Source organism: Bradyrhizobium sp. ORS 111, from assembly GCF_045571485.1.
Taxonomy (GTDB): Bacteria; Pseudomonadota; Alphaproteobacteria; order Rhizobiales; family Xanthobacteraceae; genus Bradyrhizobium.
The window spans coordinates 2278078-2293179 of sequence record NZ_CP120701.1 but is presented as its reverse complement, the minus strand read 5'-3'; the positions used below and the strand labels follow the sequence as shown (position 1 = coordinate 2293179).

General features: G+C 58.7%; 8 protein-coding genes and 11 pseudogenes. 7 read left to right on the top strand and 12 right to left on the bottom strand.

Translation table 11 applies throughout. The features are described from left to right. Positions 1 to 178: 178 nt before the first annotated feature. From P6U30_RS10575 to P6U30_RS10545, 7 genes and pseudogenes are all read right to left on the bottom strand, one after another. Positions 179 to 339, bottom strand: a pseudogene (locus P6U30_RS10575) (IS66 family transposase zinc-finger binding domain-containing protein); the annotation flags it as partial. A gap of 199 nt (positions 340 to 538) precedes the next feature. Next, a complete protein-coding gene (locus P6U30_RS10570) occupies positions 539 to 1033 on the bottom strand; it encodes a group II intron maturase-specific domain-containing protein (protein ID WP_407169122.1) in 495 nt (164 codons plus the stop codon). Positions 1034 to 1186: 153 nt separating this feature from the next. Continuing rightward, positions 1187 to 1588 (bottom strand): group II intron maturase-specific domain-containing protein, encoded by a 402-nt coding sequence (locus tag P6U30_RS10565; RefSeq protein WP_407169121.1) that lies wholly within the window; start codon positions 1586 to 1588, stop codon positions 1187 to 1189. Then, positions 1543 to 1800: a reverse transcriptase domain-containing protein gene (locus P6U30_RS10560; RefSeq protein WP_407169120.1), complete on the bottom strand. Its 258-nt coding sequence runs from the start codon at positions 1798 to 1800 to the stop codon at positions 1543 to 1545. The genes P6U30_RS10565 and P6U30_RS10560 overlap by 46 nt, the downstream gene beginning before the upstream one ends. A gap of 957 nt (positions 1801 to 2757) precedes the next feature. Beyond that, positions 2758 to 3390 (bottom strand): annotated as a pseudogene (locus P6U30_RS10555) (transposase); the annotation flags it as partial. Further along, positions 3311 to 3481: pseudogene (locus tag P6U30_RS10550) on the bottom strand (IS701 family transposase); the annotation flags it as partial. The pseudogenes P6U30_RS10550 and P6U30_RS10555, both read right to left, overlap by 80 nt. 165 nt (positions 3482 to 3646) lie before the next feature. Beyond that, positions 3647 to 4109: pseudogene (locus tag P6U30_RS10545) on the bottom strand (IS630 family transposase); the annotation flags it as partial. Between the two features lie 221 nt (positions 4110 to 4330). Here P6U30_RS10545 and P6U30_RS10540 point away from each other — a divergent pair. The 3 genes from P6U30_RS10540 (at position 4331) to panC (ending at position 6674) form a co-directional block, all read left to right on the top strand. Next, positions 4331 to 4699 (top strand): hypothetical protein, encoded by a 369-nt coding sequence (locus P6U30_RS10540; protein WP_407169119.1) that lies wholly within the window; start codon positions 4331 to 4333, stop codon positions 4697 to 4699. Positions 4700 to 4913: 214 nt separating this feature from the next. After that, a complete protein-coding gene (gene panB / locus P6U30_RS10535) occupies positions 4914 to 5783 on the top strand; it encodes a 3-methyl-2-oxobutanoate hydroxymethyltransferase (RefSeq protein WP_407170417.1) in 870 nt (289 codons plus the stop codon). A gap of 45 nt (positions 5784 to 5828) precedes the next feature. Further along, positions 5829 to 6674: a pantoate--beta-alanine ligase gene (panC, locus tag P6U30_RS10530; protein WP_407170416.1), complete on the top strand. Its 846-nt coding sequence runs from the start codon at positions 5829 to 5831 to the stop codon at positions 6672 to 6674. Positions 6675 to 6925: 251 nt separating this feature from the next. On the opposite strand, the pseudogene P6U30_RS10525 reads toward panC, so the two are convergent. Beyond that, positions 6926 to 7163: pseudogene (locus P6U30_RS10525) on the bottom strand (IS630 family transposase); the annotation flags it as partial. Positions 7164 to 7300: 137 nt separating this feature from the next. After that, positions 7301 to 7567, bottom strand: a pseudogene (locus P6U30_RS10520) (transposase); the annotation flags it as partial. A gap of 76 nt (positions 7568 to 7643) precedes the next feature. Here P6U30_RS10520 and P6U30_RS10515 point away from each other — a divergent pair. Continuing rightward, positions 7644 to 8291: pseudogene (locus P6U30_RS10515) on the top strand (IS110 family transposase); the annotation flags it as partial. A 289-nt stretch (positions 8292 to 8580) separates the two neighbouring features. Here the strand turns inward: P6U30_RS10515 and P6U30_RS10510 are convergent. Beyond that, positions 8581 to 9486: pseudogene (locus P6U30_RS10510) on the bottom strand (IS3 family transposase); the annotation flags it as partial. A gap of 1137 nt (positions 9487 to 10623) precedes the next feature. Between P6U30_RS10510 and P6U30_RS10505 the strand changes: the two are divergent. After that, complete coding sequence (locus P6U30_RS10505) at positions 10624 to 10872, top strand: hypothetical protein (protein ID WP_407169118.1); 249 nt, start codon at positions 10624 to 10626, stop codon at positions 10870 to 10872. A 502-nt stretch (positions 10873 to 11374) separates the two neighbouring features. Here the strand turns inward: P6U30_RS10505 and P6U30_RS10500 are convergent. Continuing rightward, positions 11375 to 12166, bottom strand: coding sequence for an SDR family oxidoreductase (locus P6U30_RS10500; protein ID WP_407169117.1), 792 nt, complete (start codon positions 12164 to 12166; stop codon positions 11375 to 11377). Between the two features lie 979 nt (positions 12167 to 13145). On the opposite strand from P6U30_RS10500, the pseudogene P6U30_RS10495 reads away from it, so the two are divergent. Continuing rightward, positions 13146 to 13540, top strand: a pseudogene (locus P6U30_RS10495) (transposase); the annotation flags it as partial. 329 nt (positions 13541 to 13869) lie between these two features. On the opposite strand, the pseudogene P6U30_RS10490 reads toward P6U30_RS10495, so the two are convergent. Next, positions 13870 to 14719: pseudogene (locus P6U30_RS10490) on the bottom strand (IS110 family transposase); the annotation flags it as partial. A 2-nt stretch (positions 14720 to 14721) separates the two neighbouring features. Between P6U30_RS10490 and P6U30_RS10485 the strand changes: the two are divergent. After that, a pseudogene (locus tag P6U30_RS10485) lies at positions 14722 to 15051 on the top strand (transposase); the annotation flags it as partial. Positions 15052 to 15102 lie beyond the last annotated feature (51 nt).

Here is a 15102-nt window from a genome sequence, read left to right as displayed (position 1 = left end):
GAACAACAGCGCAGCCTCGCGCCCTAAGACGTCGCGCTGTATTGTCGCGTACACGACAAGCGCAGGCCGAGGCGCAACCGTAGCGCCGGCCCTCTCCGTAGGAACGCAACGTCCGTGATTTACGCGTAGACATCAGGTCCCGGTTTCAATAGGCTAGTTCAAGGGCATTGGGTGGTGATCGCTCGCAGTCTCGGCAGACGAACTTCTCACGCACGTGCTGGATAACTTTCACTGCCGCGGAATGAGCTCCAACGTCTCGGTCACATCCTCGCCGACCTTGCGCAAGTGGTTGTCGCCTCAGCATGAGCAGGTTGTAGGGATTGGACGGTCGGCTCGCTCGACAAATGCTCTGGCAACGGCCGGAGTGCTAGTCTACTTCCCGGCGCAAAATTCAACGGGTTTGACCAGGGTTCAGGCAGCTGCGGAAAACTGAACAGTTGAACCGGTTGCGGATTGATCGGGATAGGGGGATGTCTCGCGACGCCACCCCTCCCACACCACCGGGCATACGGGTCCGTACCGCGGCGGTCCGATCGAGTTAAGCCGGCACAGGCATGAAGATTCGGGCGAGACCAAGAGTGTCGAACACATGATTTCGTAGGGCGTGTTGAACCGCCGGGTGTCCGGACATGCGCCAGAGTCGCGTCGGTGAACCGGCAGCGACCGATGCGGCGAACTTCGCGATGCCGAGGCGGCGAAGCTCCGTGAATCGGTTATGCCCGTTCCGCCATTGCCGCCAGAGATACAAACGCATTCTCCGGCGGATCCAGGCTTCCAAGTTCGTTAGCACGCGCAGGGTCTGGCAGAAGCCGAAGTACCCGCACCATCCGATGAGGTATGACGTGAGGTGTGCGATCATCTGCTGCAAACTGATCTCTCGCGTCCGGCATGTGATTTCTCGGATTCGATCTTTGAACTTGCCGAGAGCTTTCGGCGCAATGCGTCGCTCGCTCCCGTCATTCGCAACGCTGAATCCAAGAAATTTGCGTTCCTCGGGCCGCGCCATCGCGCTTTTGGCCTCGTTGACTTTCAAGCGGAGCTTGTCGGTTAGCAACCGGTTTATCGAGGCCTCACCCCTTCGCCGGCGTGGTGACTACAAACATACATGTTGCGTCGAGTCGCCCGGGGGAGTTTCATCCCCAGGCGCTCACAGATCCGGACGTGAACGTCTCCGCTCATCCGGCTCTTACCGTCCAGCCGCCGTCTTGTGCAGCATCGGCCAATGGGCCAACAGCGTGGGGGTGCGGCAAGCAATGTCCCGTACCCAGTGCTCTGCCCGTCTTCGATGTCGCCGCAGACGTTTGTATTTCGACATCGCCCATCGCGCGAGACATCGGTCGAGATGGCGTAGTGTCGGGCAAAGCGCCGATTTGTAGTACCGACCATAGTAGTTCATCCAGCCTCGAATGATCGGGTTGAACATCCTCGCCAGGTCGTCGATCCCCTTATCCACCCGGCAGCGTAGTTGCCAGACACGGATTTCCTGTCTGATTGCCTTCGTCGCGGCATTGCTGACACCGGGGCTGAAGTTGACGAAGTGCTTTACCCAACGGTTCTTCGACCGACGGGCACGGAACGTGTAGCCCAAAAGTCGAATTTCTGTTCAGGATAATTACCTCGCCGGTCGTCATCCTTACAATAGACTATCTTCGTCTTGTCCGGATGAAGCTCCAGTCCGCATTCGGCAAAGTGCTTCGCAAGCGCCTCCTTCAGTTCTTGTGCCTGCCGCTCACTGTCGCAATGGCAGAGAATATCATCGGCATAACGCTCGAACGGGATGCTCGGATGATTTCTTCGCATCCACATGTCGAACGGGATGGTAGAGACGAGCCTTGAAGCGGTAGCCTTTGCGGAGCGTCACTGTTGCTGACGTTTTCACGTCAGTGCTCTCACCGAGCCGGCATGGCTTCTTGAACTCGCCTCCCCAAGCAGAACCCGGCGTGCAGATTCCCGCACCGGGCTCCCCAGATGACAATCGCGAAGAGCGCCTCATCACACCGTCGGATGCAAGTTTCGAGCGAACGGAAGCTCGAACCACGGGCGGTCGCCCAATTGTGCCCAACTCAGCCGACGGCGTTGTAGGGCTTGCTTCCACTGTCGCTGGGTTTCAAGGCGGATCCAGCTCAGCCTACGGTCGCAGTGGTGCAGAGCGAAGTACTGGTAGAAGCCGCGCAGCATCACCGTTAGGTGTTGTTGCTGTTCGCGTCTCTTCCAGTGCCGATGCTCGAGCAGCCACTCGCGGGTACGAGCGAGGAACTTTCTGCAGCTCTTGGTGCTGGGGATACGGATCAGGGCGAACCGCCCGCTCCGATCCACCCCACAGAATGCTTGAAGCCGAGAAATTCAAATGTATCCGGCCTCTGTCCGTGCTTGGCCGCATGGTGGCAGCAAAGCGTCCAAAGAGTAGCACCCGAGTCTTGTCCTCGGCCAGCTCCACACTGAACTGCGCGAACCGTTCCTGCAACTGGCGCTGGAAGTTCTGCGCATCGTCCTGGAAACACCCCACGAAGTCATCAGCAAAACGCACCAGATATGCCTCGCCTCGCGACACAGTGGTTTGAATTTCTTCGCAAACCAAAGATCGAGCGTAAAGTGCAAGTACAAATTACTGAGCACAGGCGATATCGGTCCCCCTTGCGGAGTCCCTTCCCTGGCTGGAAGGAAGATCCCGTCTTGCAGTGCCCCGGCCTTCAGCCATTTTGATATCAACTGAAGGATGATCGGGTCGGCAATTCGGTGAGCCATCATCCGGCGTAACTACTCAATGCGGGTGATGTAGCTGCAGATATCGGCCTTGAACACATGGCTAACCTTCTTTGTCACGATATGCCGGCGCAGAGCCTGCAAGGCATGATGAAGGTTTCGCCCTGGTTCGAAAACCGTAACTGCAATCGAGGAAATCGGCTTCGAACACAGCCTCGAGAATGCGCGCGAGCGCCTGCTGCAGCAGCCGGTCGGCGACGTGGGAATCCCCAATGGTCGCGTTCCGACCTTGCCCGGCCCTTTGGGTATCTCGACCCGCCGAACGGGCGGCGCGCGGTACGTGCCTTCTTTTAGCTGTGCACAAATCTCCGCAACTCGCTTCTCCACCTCGCTCGCAAACTGTTTGGTGCTTTGCCCGTCGACGCCACTTGCTGCGTCCCGGTTCACCGGCACCTCGCCGCGGGCGAGTGTCAGCGACACCAGCGTTTGGCAGTTCGCCGTTTTGCCAAGAGCCGACGCATATTGAGCCGCAACACCAACCGAGCGGTCTCCCCTTCTTCGGCATTGCAGTGTCATCAATAACCAGCACCGCATCCTTGCCGCCGACAAGCCGTTTCGCCTGGTTGAGCAGCTCAGATTCCGACGGTGATGCGTCCCAGACGCCATCGCGATGAAATGGTGCAACTGATCGTAGTTGCCCGTTGCAAGGCGTTGTGCCATCGGCTGAACGCTCTTGCGGTCGCCAGGGCCTTAATCCCGCAACGTACAGTGGACACATCCGCTGCCGGGTCTTATGACCCAACCGCTCAAGAATGGCTTCAGCCAGCGTTGAAGCTCGACTTCCATTTCGTCATGGTCAGCCCTCCAAGAGCCGACCACCCATGAATCATTGAAAAATCGATTCCGGTATCCTAAAAACTCACGGAAATCCAATAATCTGCCAAAGTAGTGCTAATAGGTTTGCGGCGCCATTGCGCCGAGACGCGCAATCGTAGCGCTCGATCTGCCCCGGCGCGGCCGGGATCGGCTGGCGCACTTCCCCGATGAGCTGGGTCGGGCTCTCGTCGAAGCAGACTACCGACTGCTTCGGATTAGGCGCCTCGGCATAGAGATCGAGCACGTCCTCCATGCGGGCGACGTAGTCCGCGTCGATCTGGGGAATGCGCCACGTGTCCTTGCGCCATTGAGATCGTTCTCGGCCAAGCGTCGGCGCACCGTCTCGCGCGACAGGCTCTCGTGTGGCTCAAGCTGACGATCGCCCAACAGTTCCAAGGTCCAACGGGCGCGGGCGGCCGGAGGGCCTAAGCACGCGGTTGCCACCAACAGGGTCTCTTCCTTGCCGGCGAGCTTGTGTGTTGCCCCAGGCCGCGCTCTTCGCTGAGAGCCGCCTCCAGGTTGCTAAGGACCGCGCAGCATCGAAGTGCCGACCCCTCCTGAGCAGCTACCCGCCTTGGAAATCCCAAACTAATCAGTCAAAACCTGTGTGTCGAGGTACTAGCCGATGTACAGATCGTCCGCAAAGGTCACCACGCTGTCGATCAGAGCTTGAGCCCTCAGAGACGAACGCCTGCAGCTAATGATTTTCAATCGGCAGACGCGTCCTCGCCGTTGCGGCTGGACGCGAGGAGTGGCAGCCAAGCCCTTCGCCTATTCGACGAACCATCTGGCCGTCGTCGAGAACGCCATCATCACCGATATCGAAGCGACCACCGCAATCGGGCAGTCGGAGCTGTTGGCCACCAAGCGCATGATCGAGCGCTCGCCGGAACGGCCGACCTCTATTCGAATCGGCTCCTCGGCACAGCGGCTATGGTTCGGCCGAGATGCTCGGCCGTCGGTCTGCGAGCACGAGATCGAGCCGCACACTACAATGTTCGACAAGTCAATCCGCGTAGACGGCACCTTCTCGCGCGATGACTCCTTCTACGCCATCTCGACAGACGTCTTGTCAGAAACCGGCACAGCCGCTCGGCCGCATCGGCGCTTGCGGCATTAAACGAATTACGGCCGCACTCTCTCAACAGGATCGACCCAAAAGCGACCTCACTAACTCGATCCCTTACGGAGCAAAGAGGAGGATCATCACATCCCATCATCGGCGCGTCGACTACAAGCTTAAGGAGGCCGGCCACCGTTGACAGCTTTCTCTCACCTTCCCTAGGATGGAGCCGACTCCACGAATGCGGGTCAATCAACTGATTGGGTCCAAGATGAACCACATTTCAGAGCCGCCTGTTGAACGCGTCACGATTCCAGTTCTGCAGCGATGGAAGGAGGAAGGGCGCCGTATCGTAATGACCACCGCTTACGACGCAATTACGGCGCGCATTGCCGATCCCGTCGTGGACATCATCCTTGTAGGCGACAGTGTTGGTAATGTTTGCCTCGGATTCGACAACACGCTGCCGGTCAGCGTGACGATGATAAACGATCATCTAGAGGCCGTTGTACGTACAAGGCGTAATGCGTTGCTCGTGGCCGATATGCCCTTTCTTAGCTTTCACCTCAATCCCGCGGAGACCATACGGAACGCCGGAGGCTTTCTTCAGCGCGGTGCAGAAGCCGTTAAGCTCGAAGGGGGAGCTAAGCGCATCGAAATGGTGCGTGCCCTGGTCGATTCCGAAATTCCAGTGATGGGCCATCTCGGTCTAACTCCTCAGAGCGTCAACGTCATGGGGGGGTTCAAGGTGCAGGGTCGGAAAGCAGATGCAGCGCTGCATTTACTCGACGACGCGCACTGTCTTCAGGAAGCCGGATGCTTTGCCTTGGTTCTGGAAGGGATTCCGGCCGAGCTTGCCGCTCGCGCGACTGAGTCTCTGACGATACCGACCATTGGGATCGGAGCAGGCGTCGGGTGCTCGGGCCAGGTGCTTGTGTTCCATGATGTAGTGGGCCTGACCCAATCCCGTCCCAAGTTCGCTCGTGCGTATGCGGAAGGGTTTCGAACGTTGCAGGATGCGCTTTCGCGCTGGGTACAGGATGTTCGCAACGGCGCGTTTCCCACATCGCAAGAGTCGTTCCGTTTGCCGGATGATCTATTCGATGCAATCACGACCTGGGCACCACCCAATCCAACATAAACATGAAGGTTGCTATGGAGATTCAACATGAGTATGGCGGTCGCTATGGAAACGATAACCGCTGTCGCTGAGCTTCGCCGTGCGTTGGCGCGGGTCCGCCTGGGCGGCAAACGTATTGGATTCCTGCCCACCATGGGCGGTCTGCATGACGGCCATTTATCGCTTGTTAAGGCGAGCCGGGCGGCATGCGACGTCACGGTTGTTAGCATCTTCGTCAATCCGATTCAGTACAGGCCGAACGAGGATATGAGCTGGTATCCAAGCGACTTGCCGCGCGACGAGAAGCTGTGCGGCGACGCTGGGGTTGCGATCCTCTTTGCTCCTAGTGTGCAGGAGGTCTATCCTGCTCAATTCCAGACCGTCGTTGAGCCAGGCGATCTCGCTAAGCCGCCGCACGGCGCCTTCTGGCCTGGGCATTTCCGCGGCGTTGCCACGATCGTCGGAAAGCTATTCAACATGGTGCAGCCGGACGTCGCGTTTTTCGGTCAGAAGGATTTCGTGCAATGCGCGGTCATACGACGCATGGTGACCGACCTTAATTTTCCTATTGAGATCGTCACGGTTCCTACCGTTCGCGAAGTCGACGGGCTCGCAATGAGTACTCGCAATCGCTATCTTAACGGCGAAGAGCACCGGCGGGCTCTTGCGATCAGTCGCGGTCTGTTCGCCGCAGAAGCCAAATTTCACGCAGGCGAGCGGGACGCCGAGAAGCTCCTTGAGATCGCCAAGCGGCATTTGCGGCAAGTCGATCGGCTGCAATACCTCGAGCTCCTCGATGCCGATACGCTCAAGCCGGCTGAGAGCCCCCTGAATCGTCACGCGGTTCTTTGCACGATAGCCTACGTCGGCTCGACCCAGCTGGTGGACAATGTAATTCTCAAGCCGAAATGACTTGGATGTTCGGCGGCGGCAAAGTCGTCGTTCGACGGCCCACCCATTCGATGAGTTGGCCTTTCTCGGGCCTTCGGACAAGCGGTGGATAAACTGGGCCGTCGCTGTGTGACGGCGGAATACGTTGGCACTTCTATAGCGACGACAGCTGAAAACCGACTTGATCGCGACCTTCGGGAATGCAAAGTCGCCGTCTGGGGGTCTCGTCTTGTCGAGGAAACGAGTCGGCGCTTCGCAAATGTATTCGCTGTCCACACGAAAGGCTTGGAATCGGCGTTTGTCTCGGCGATGAAACGCTCGATCGCAAGCCCGAGCTCTGCGACGGACCGGTACACGCCCCGTTTGAGGGTGCTTGGTAAGTTTTGTAAAGAAGCCGTCGACAGCGTTGAACCAGGAGGCCGAGGTTGGCGAGAAGTGGAAGGTCGAGCGCGGGCGGGTGAGCCATTTTTGGACCGTGGGATCCTTGCGGGTAGCGTAATTGTCGACAATCATGGATCGCCTTTCTCTTGGCGACCTGCGCGAGGCCCTCGCCCCCGTCTCTCATAGATCGCTCCTGCCAGCGCCATACTACCGACTTGGCCTTACCCGACCGACGCATCTCGGCGGTCTGACCTGCCGCCGAACGTTCATCCAGAGGCAGTTAGAGTCTCGGGGTTTTGTACGCCAGGTGACGCGGGTGGAGCAACGGACGATCGGCGGAACTGGTCAGGGTTACGCAACCGATCGTCCGTTGCGGTGAGGTGGGCGGCGTAAGCCGCAGGGGTGAGGTAGTTCAACGACGAGTGCGGCCGCTGGATATTGTAGCCGACGACCCACGTGGCGAGCTTGGCGCGGGCGTCGTCGAGATCGAAGAACAGCGTCTCGTTCAGCAATTCATCCCGCAGCCGGCCGTTGACGGGAAGACGACCCCGCTCCCTCGGCCGGCGATATACTGGCGATGGACGAGCCGCTAACAGGAGCAATGCACCAATGGAAGTCGCAACAATTGGATTGGACATCTCGAAGCACGTATTTCACATCCATGCAGTTGATAGCCAAGGCCGGGTGGCCGGTCGCCAACGCCTCCGGCGAGGCGAGATCATCTCACTCGTACCTTGCCTGGTCGGTATCGAGGCCTGTGCGACCGCTCATCACTGGGCGCGGGAGATTCGGCAGTTTGGACACGATGTGAGATTGATTCCGCCGGCCTATGTTAAACCCTACGTACGTAGAGGGCCAAGAATGACGCCGCTGACGCGGCGAGTAAATCCGATGGCGAAGTGGCTGTGCTCGATTCCGGGCATCGGTCCCATAACGGCCACGGCTCTCGCCGCGACCGTGCCGGACGCGACCGTGTTCCGCTCCGGGCGAGAGTTCGCTGCCTGGCTTGGCCTGCCCCCTAAACAGAATTCCACCGGCGGCAAGGATCGGCTCGGCCGGATTACGAAACAGGGCGATTCCTATCTCAGGCACTTGCTTGTCGGAGCATGTAACGTCGTTCGGTAGCCAAAGGCAAGCTCCCGGGTTGGAGCCGGCTGGATCGAAGCCTTGCTTGACCGGCGTCTGTCCATGGTCGTCGCCATCGCCGTTGCCAACAAGTTGGCCCGGATCGTCTGGGCAATGATGACGACCGGGAATTCTATCGGCCTAAGCTCGCGGCCTGATTTTTCCGGCGTACGTTGGCCACCTTATGGTGTGAGGGCGAATGACAGCATGATGGACACCGGCGGAGCTGGGGATCGAGCAAGCCCGAAGAGCTTTAAGCGCAACAAGCGCGACCCGTTGATGAGGCCTCGATCCGCGATCTCCATCAGGGCCAGCGGCCATGGCATCGGTCGCACTCACAGGCCGTATACATGAACGCACCCGACCGGTATCCAAAGTGCTGCTGAAATCCCTTGCATCCGCAGGCCGTCTATACATGAAGCTCTCGAAAGGCATTCTGCATGGGCGTGCCCGGGGCAAGTGCCATGCGACGCGCCTCTGATCCGCCCATGTCAGGATGGCGTTGCAGGTGAACTCGGTGCCATGGTCGGGCACGATCATTGCTGGCTTGCGCGTCGTTCGACGATCGCCGTTAGTTCGCGGGCGACGCGTCGTGCTGAAATCGACGTATCCGCAATGGCTCCCAGACACTCCTTTAGTCACGTCATCGACGATGTTGAGAATGCGGAAGCGGCGACCGTTGGCGAACTGTTCGTGGATAAAGTCCAGCGACCAACACGCATTGGGCTTAGCTTCCACCAGGATCGGGGCCCGCGTCTCCACGGCCTTGCGGCGAGCTCGCCGCTTGCGGACAGTGAGCCCTTCGTCCCGATAAAACCGGTAGATCCAGTTGATTCCCGATGGCTCGCCCTCCTGCCACAGCAAGACGAACAACCGGCGGTGGCCGAAACGCCGCCGCTCGTTGGCGAGATCGCGCAATCGGCCGCGCAGAGCCGTGCCTGGAGAGCGGCTGCAGCCGTAGCGGATCATCTTCCGATCCGCGCCGACGATCGAACATGCCCGCCGTTCCGACGGGCTCGTGGCGGCCTGCAGATGCGCGACCGCAGCGCGCTTGGCTGGCTCTACCATTTTTTGAAAGAAGCTTGCGAAGGGCGGCCGTGTCGAGCATCTGCTCGGCCAGGAGCTTCTTCAGCTCCGCGTTTTCCTCTTCCAGCGCCTTTAACCGCTTGACCTCCGAGACATCCATGCCGCCGAACTTGGCCTTCCATTTGTAGATTCTCGCCTCGGTGATTCCATGCTTGCGAGTCAACTCGGCTGTCTATGCCCCAGCCTCATGCTCCTTCAGCACCGCGATAATCTGCACTTCCATGAACCTTGCTCGCTTCATTTCTCCGTCCTTCTTCAGGTCGAACTGTAACTCCATCTGGAGGAAATACGCAGTGGCAGGTCAGGTGCCACAGCCGTCGGCTGCGGCGAGAATGATCTCGGCGCGCTACATGTGCTTCTGCGGCACGCTATGGTCGCAGATGACTGTCGATGGCGATTGGCTCCGCTGACGTTGACAATAATTCCTGCTCTCACGCCGAAAGCTTGAACCGCTCCGCGGAATTTGGCAATCGCTCGGCGGCTCAATCACTAGCGCCACACCGGGCCGCGGTCGAACTTGCCCGATACATTATCGCCGAGGCAGCTCCTGGACAGTGTCCGGAAGCATCGATGATGCGCGCCGGCTTCATCCGCGAGCTTTATGCGAATCTTCACGCGAAAGCTAAGCGGCGCTCCCGCCGAGGCCAGCGAGCTACTCGTTGTGAAGGCGAGTAAGACGCAGCTTACTCGCATGGGGATGCAGTGAGTCAAGGGAGGCTGAGCAGCTCTTTGTTCGATCGCGGTAAGCAGATTAGCGATCCAGTGACGAGTTACATCGCAGATCAGGTTATCGCCTTCAGCGTGTCGTGGTCGAGGGTTTTTCAATTGTTCTTCGGCGTGCTATTTTGGACGCCAATTGACACACCGAGCAAGTCCACGAACCCTTGTGCGAAATATCACGCCTAGTCGGAACATTTCACGCGATCGATGGCATAATGGCGAAGAAGCAGATTGCATCGACCTGCTGGGCTGTTCTGTCCTTCTCACTAAGGTTCCTGCAAACGGCTGATGCAAAGGGACGCCCTGACGAATTACCGATGATATCTTCTCCGAAGCTGGAATGATCCGACAAATGTCAAGCGAAAGGCAGTCAGCGGAAGAGCGGCTCAACGGGCTGATCCCGGAGTCGGAAAATCGAGGCAGCATGAAACGCCTCATGACAATTCTATTTTCCGACATTTTCCAGCTCCCCAGGTAGGTCAAGTCGCGATACGTTACGCTTTGATTTGTCACAGGCTTCTCCTGACTGAGTGGTCTTGCACCTCGGACTTTTTTGGGTGGTCATTCACGAAGAAATCGAGGCACTGTTCACGAGGCCGCCTTCCGAGATTGCGGTAATCCTGAGTGACGCGCATACGAGAGCGATCCTCTTGCGCAATTGGTCGACCTGCTCGACGAAATTTACTCGGAACTGCTGCTCGAGATCGATCACATCAACGTCTGGAAAGGCACAGCAATTTTTGCCAAGAAACCGGACTGCGAATGGACTACATTCAATAGCCCGGTGCACGAAGTCGTGCAAAATCGTGCCGAAATTCTTGAGTGGTGTGTCCTGCGCGACCCGTCGTTCCAGACCACCGTCACCGGGTACTCACGAATCTTCGCAATCAAGGCGACGACGAACTGACCGTACTCTAGCTCAAACGTCAGATATTCTTGCGGGATCTCTCCCCTCTCTACAACTGCTGGACACTGGCATCTAGGATGAGCCGTGCCGCAAGGCGCTCGACGATGAGCTGACGAGCGATCGCGCGCTGGATGCTCTCACGCTAATGCTTTATGGCGACAACTATACGAAGGACAAACGGTCGAAAGAATGTCCTCCTAGGACCCATATCTGGCTCAGGGGTCGCCTCGGTTCCTAAGAACTCCATGAGAGCATTCAGTGGTGCTCAATAGGGCGGCCGGCGACTCGCCGCGTCAGATCTCTGAATAGGGGGCGCCGACAGCAGAGGACCATAACGTGAGGTTTTTGTGAACGTTTGTAGATACACTTCTCGGTGCAACTTCTTAGTTGAGGCTGCATACTGAGAGAGCATTGCCTTGTCATACCACCTCACCGTGCAGCGTAGCGCTGACCTATCGAAGCTTGCAGTGTCCCAGGATACGCATCGGCCGGCCTATTTGCCTTAGAAGCTGACCGAAAGGCCTCCATCAACGGTCAGTGTTAGGCCATTCACGTAGCTTGATCCGCACGACGCCAAGAATACAGCGGCGCCACCGATCTCTTTCGGGCTTCCCCATCGACCTAGCGGAACGCGAGCGCCAATGAAAGTTTCAATATCCCTCCTTCCAATGTACTGTCTATTAGACTCCGTCGCGAACCAGCCCGGCGCAATAGCATTCACGGTCATTCCATATTTTCCAAACTCAACCGCGAGAGAACGCATCAATGCGGCGAGCCCTCCTTTGGCCGCGGTGTAGGCTGGATCGCCTGATCTGGCGATCGGGCCCGCGATTGAAGTGATAAAGATCAAACGGCCGGCGCCGCTCGCCTTTAGCGGAGCAAGAGCGGACCTGGCTAACCCGTATGCGCTAACCAGATTCACCTTGAGAAGTCGGCCGAAATCATCATTCGAAATATTCTCTGTTCCTCGCCGATCCCTCTGTCCCACGCCGCTCACCAGAATATCCATTCTACCGAGCCGTGACACCACGTCAGCTATCAGCTTGTCGGCATCGATCTCGGCGTCACCCGCGAAGCCAGCTACCTTGAGTCCCTCTCTCGAAAGCCGATCCGTTGCGCGATCAACATTAACAGGGTCTCGGCCATTCAGGGCCACAATGGCGCCCGCGGAGGCAAGAGCGCGGGCGATCTCATACCCTAATCCTCGACCGGATCCAGTTACCAGGGCGACCTTGCCAGAAAGATCAAACCACCTGTTCGACGTCAGAGTTTGCAACTTATCGGCCTTACACATTCGACGCGCGGCGACGTTCTCAAGGAGCGCTTAATCATCTGATGATGACATCCTCGATCGACGCTCTGCTCCTCTTCGGAGCTGGAACCTGCTTACCAAGCCCGATTGACGGAGCCATCTCGCGCTGCAAGTCAACACAAACAACTACGATACGGCGAGGCTCCGCCCACATCTATGCGTAGCCGACAGCTGTTGCTCACGCGAATACGCGCAACAATCGGCCATCTCTCCGCGCATCTTGCGCCAGACTCGAGAGTTCGTTTGAACCAAAAGGCGGCGCCCCGCTCGACTGCTGAGAGCGCAGTCGCCCAATCCCCCGCCTTCATGACCGACCACAGTTTGGCGCAGATCGGCTCTTTAAACGCTCGTTCGCGCGCTATAGGCTAGCCTTCTAGCGAGAGCCGACGATTCCATGCGCAGCACCATGTTGTCCTCCTAAGCTATTGCCCGACTTTATGCGCGAGCCTGTCTCTCTCAGAAACAGAACACGTGTTGAAGGAAAGAGAGCATCGCCTTGCTTGCTCTCCTTCGCGTACCCTCACTTCGTGTTGCTACATCCAGAATAGCAAGGGTTGTGCCAGCACCATCAGCGCGTATCACGCGCCTGATTACGCTTTAAAATAACAACCCCACGGTGCGTCCGGTGTTTTATACCTGACGAGATTTGAGCCTGCGCTCGATTGCTGACACGCATCCCGTGCTTCGCGCCGCCCAAAACGGAGTGACAGTCGTCGGTAAGCACCATGCGACCGCGCGGGACAAACCGCGTGATGTCGCTGCTGCACCGATGCCAAGCGCCTCGGTCGTGAGGTTGACGCAAGAGGCACGCGCGTTCATTTCGAGCCTCCGTCTTTGTCTGCCATGCATGTCCAGTTGAAGACGCTGATGTCGAAAAATCGACAAAGCGTCCCGGCCATTCCAACGCACAGACTAGCACTACAGTTGCACTTGTCTGACGGTTCGGTATCTATGGGCAACCATGATTCTGGATCAGATGAATGGTGGTGCTTCGGTTGAGGATGTGCTGTCGCTGTGGGCGTCGTCATTGCGGGAGGCCAAGCAGCGCATTCGACCTTTGTTCACGCAGGAGCGTGTAGCCGCTTCGGCGGGCCAGTTTCTCGACGCGTTGCTCGACAACGAGCCGCGCAAGACAGGCTGGATGCGGGCCGAGGCAGCTGGCGACAGCGGACCGTGGCGACAGCATGCGCTATTGGGTCGTGGGATGCCGAAGGCTTGCGCGATATCGTTCGTGATCATGTCATCGAACATCTGAGCGACAACGCAGTCCTGGTGATCGACGAGACCGGCTTTCTCAAGCAGGGCAAGGCCTCGCGCGGCGTGAGGCGGCAATACACGGGGTCTGCCGGCAAGATCTGATGTTCGTTGTCCAGGGTTATCGGCATGAGAGTGTGATCTCCGTTTGTGCCGGAGTTGCCAGTTGGATGATTGTTACGCAACGCAGGAGGCAAAGCCGCTGAGACGACGGTTTGCAGACTCTGATACGCGGGTTGGATACCGCATTTCCGTTTGTTCGTCCGGGGGCTGCCTCGATCTGCCAGCGGGCATCGACAATGTCGGCCACACAATTGGTGCGAGAGTTCCCCGACCGAGGCCCTGCCCCCAGCGATGCGCAACAATGACGTCGCTCCTGAGAGTTTTCCTGTGTTGAGGTGGAAGGAAAGCGTGACTAATTCGGCAAGCGATCAGGTTGCGCCGTGCGGCTCCGCCTTTTGGCCGATTGCCCAAAGAAAGGCGGCCATTTCCCGGGCGATGGCCACGGTGACGACTGCCTGGCGTTTGCCACGTGCCATCGGCTTGCGATAGCGAGCGCAGAGTCTGACTTGGGCTTTCCAGGCGATGTCGCACACCGCTTTCGTCAGGCCGGCCTGCCGCTCCCGCAGTAGGCGGCTCATCCGGGGCGGGGAAGCGGTAGGTCCAGGCGCCCTCAATGAGCACGCGGCGCGCCCGGCCATTACCAGCTTTGGTGATGCTGCCGCGCCGGATGCGTTCTGCCGTGGAGTTTTCGCAGGGCACCAGGCCGAGATACGCCATCGGTTGGCGCGGACTGTCGAAGCGGCGCACGTCGCCGATTTCGGCGACGAAGGTGACCGCGGTCAGGAAGGCGACGCCGCGTAGCGCTTGGTAGGCGGCGATCACTGGAGCCATGGACCATGAACTCACCGTCTCGGCAACCTGTTCGTCCAGATGCTTGAGCCGGATTTCGGCGGCCTCGATCGCTTGGCGATACTCGGCCAGCACGAGATACTGCGCCGGATGCTCGAAGCGTTGCTCGCACAGCCATCGTGTATGCGCCTTGGTCCACGCTTCACGGCCGGTGAAGACCCGGCCGTGACGCAGTAGGAAGGACTGCAAGTGTTGACGGACCCGCCGCAGGTCTTCCATCGCGGCTTCCCGGGCACGTACCAGTCCTCGCACCGCCTCGTGCTCCGGATCAGGTACCCAGACCGCGGTCAGCTCTCCTGCACGATGCAGCTTGGCCCGGGTCAGCGCATCACGGCGGCTGGTCTTGACCCGTTCTCCAGGCCGCTTCGGCCCGCGGGCTGCTGATCCGACGCGGCCTTGCCGACGGTGAACTCTCCTACTTCACCACATAATGTCCCGAGGGCACCTCGATCGAGAGCCTCGTTCGTGTTGAAGGAACGCGATGGCGTGTCGAAGAAGATTTTGAGACGACAAAGGGCGAGCTCGGTCTCGACCACAATGAAAGTCGCTCTTGGCACGGCTGGCACCGGCATGTCTGCCTGGTCATGCTGGCTTACGCCGTCATGACCACCGTCCGATCCCAGGTGAACGCGATGATGCCAAAAAAACGAAATCGACGCGCCTCCGCTGGTCGGTCCAGGAAATCCGACGCCTCATCTTAAAGCTTGCGCAGCGCCGGATCCCAATCGTTCGCGTCCTCGCATGGTCCACAT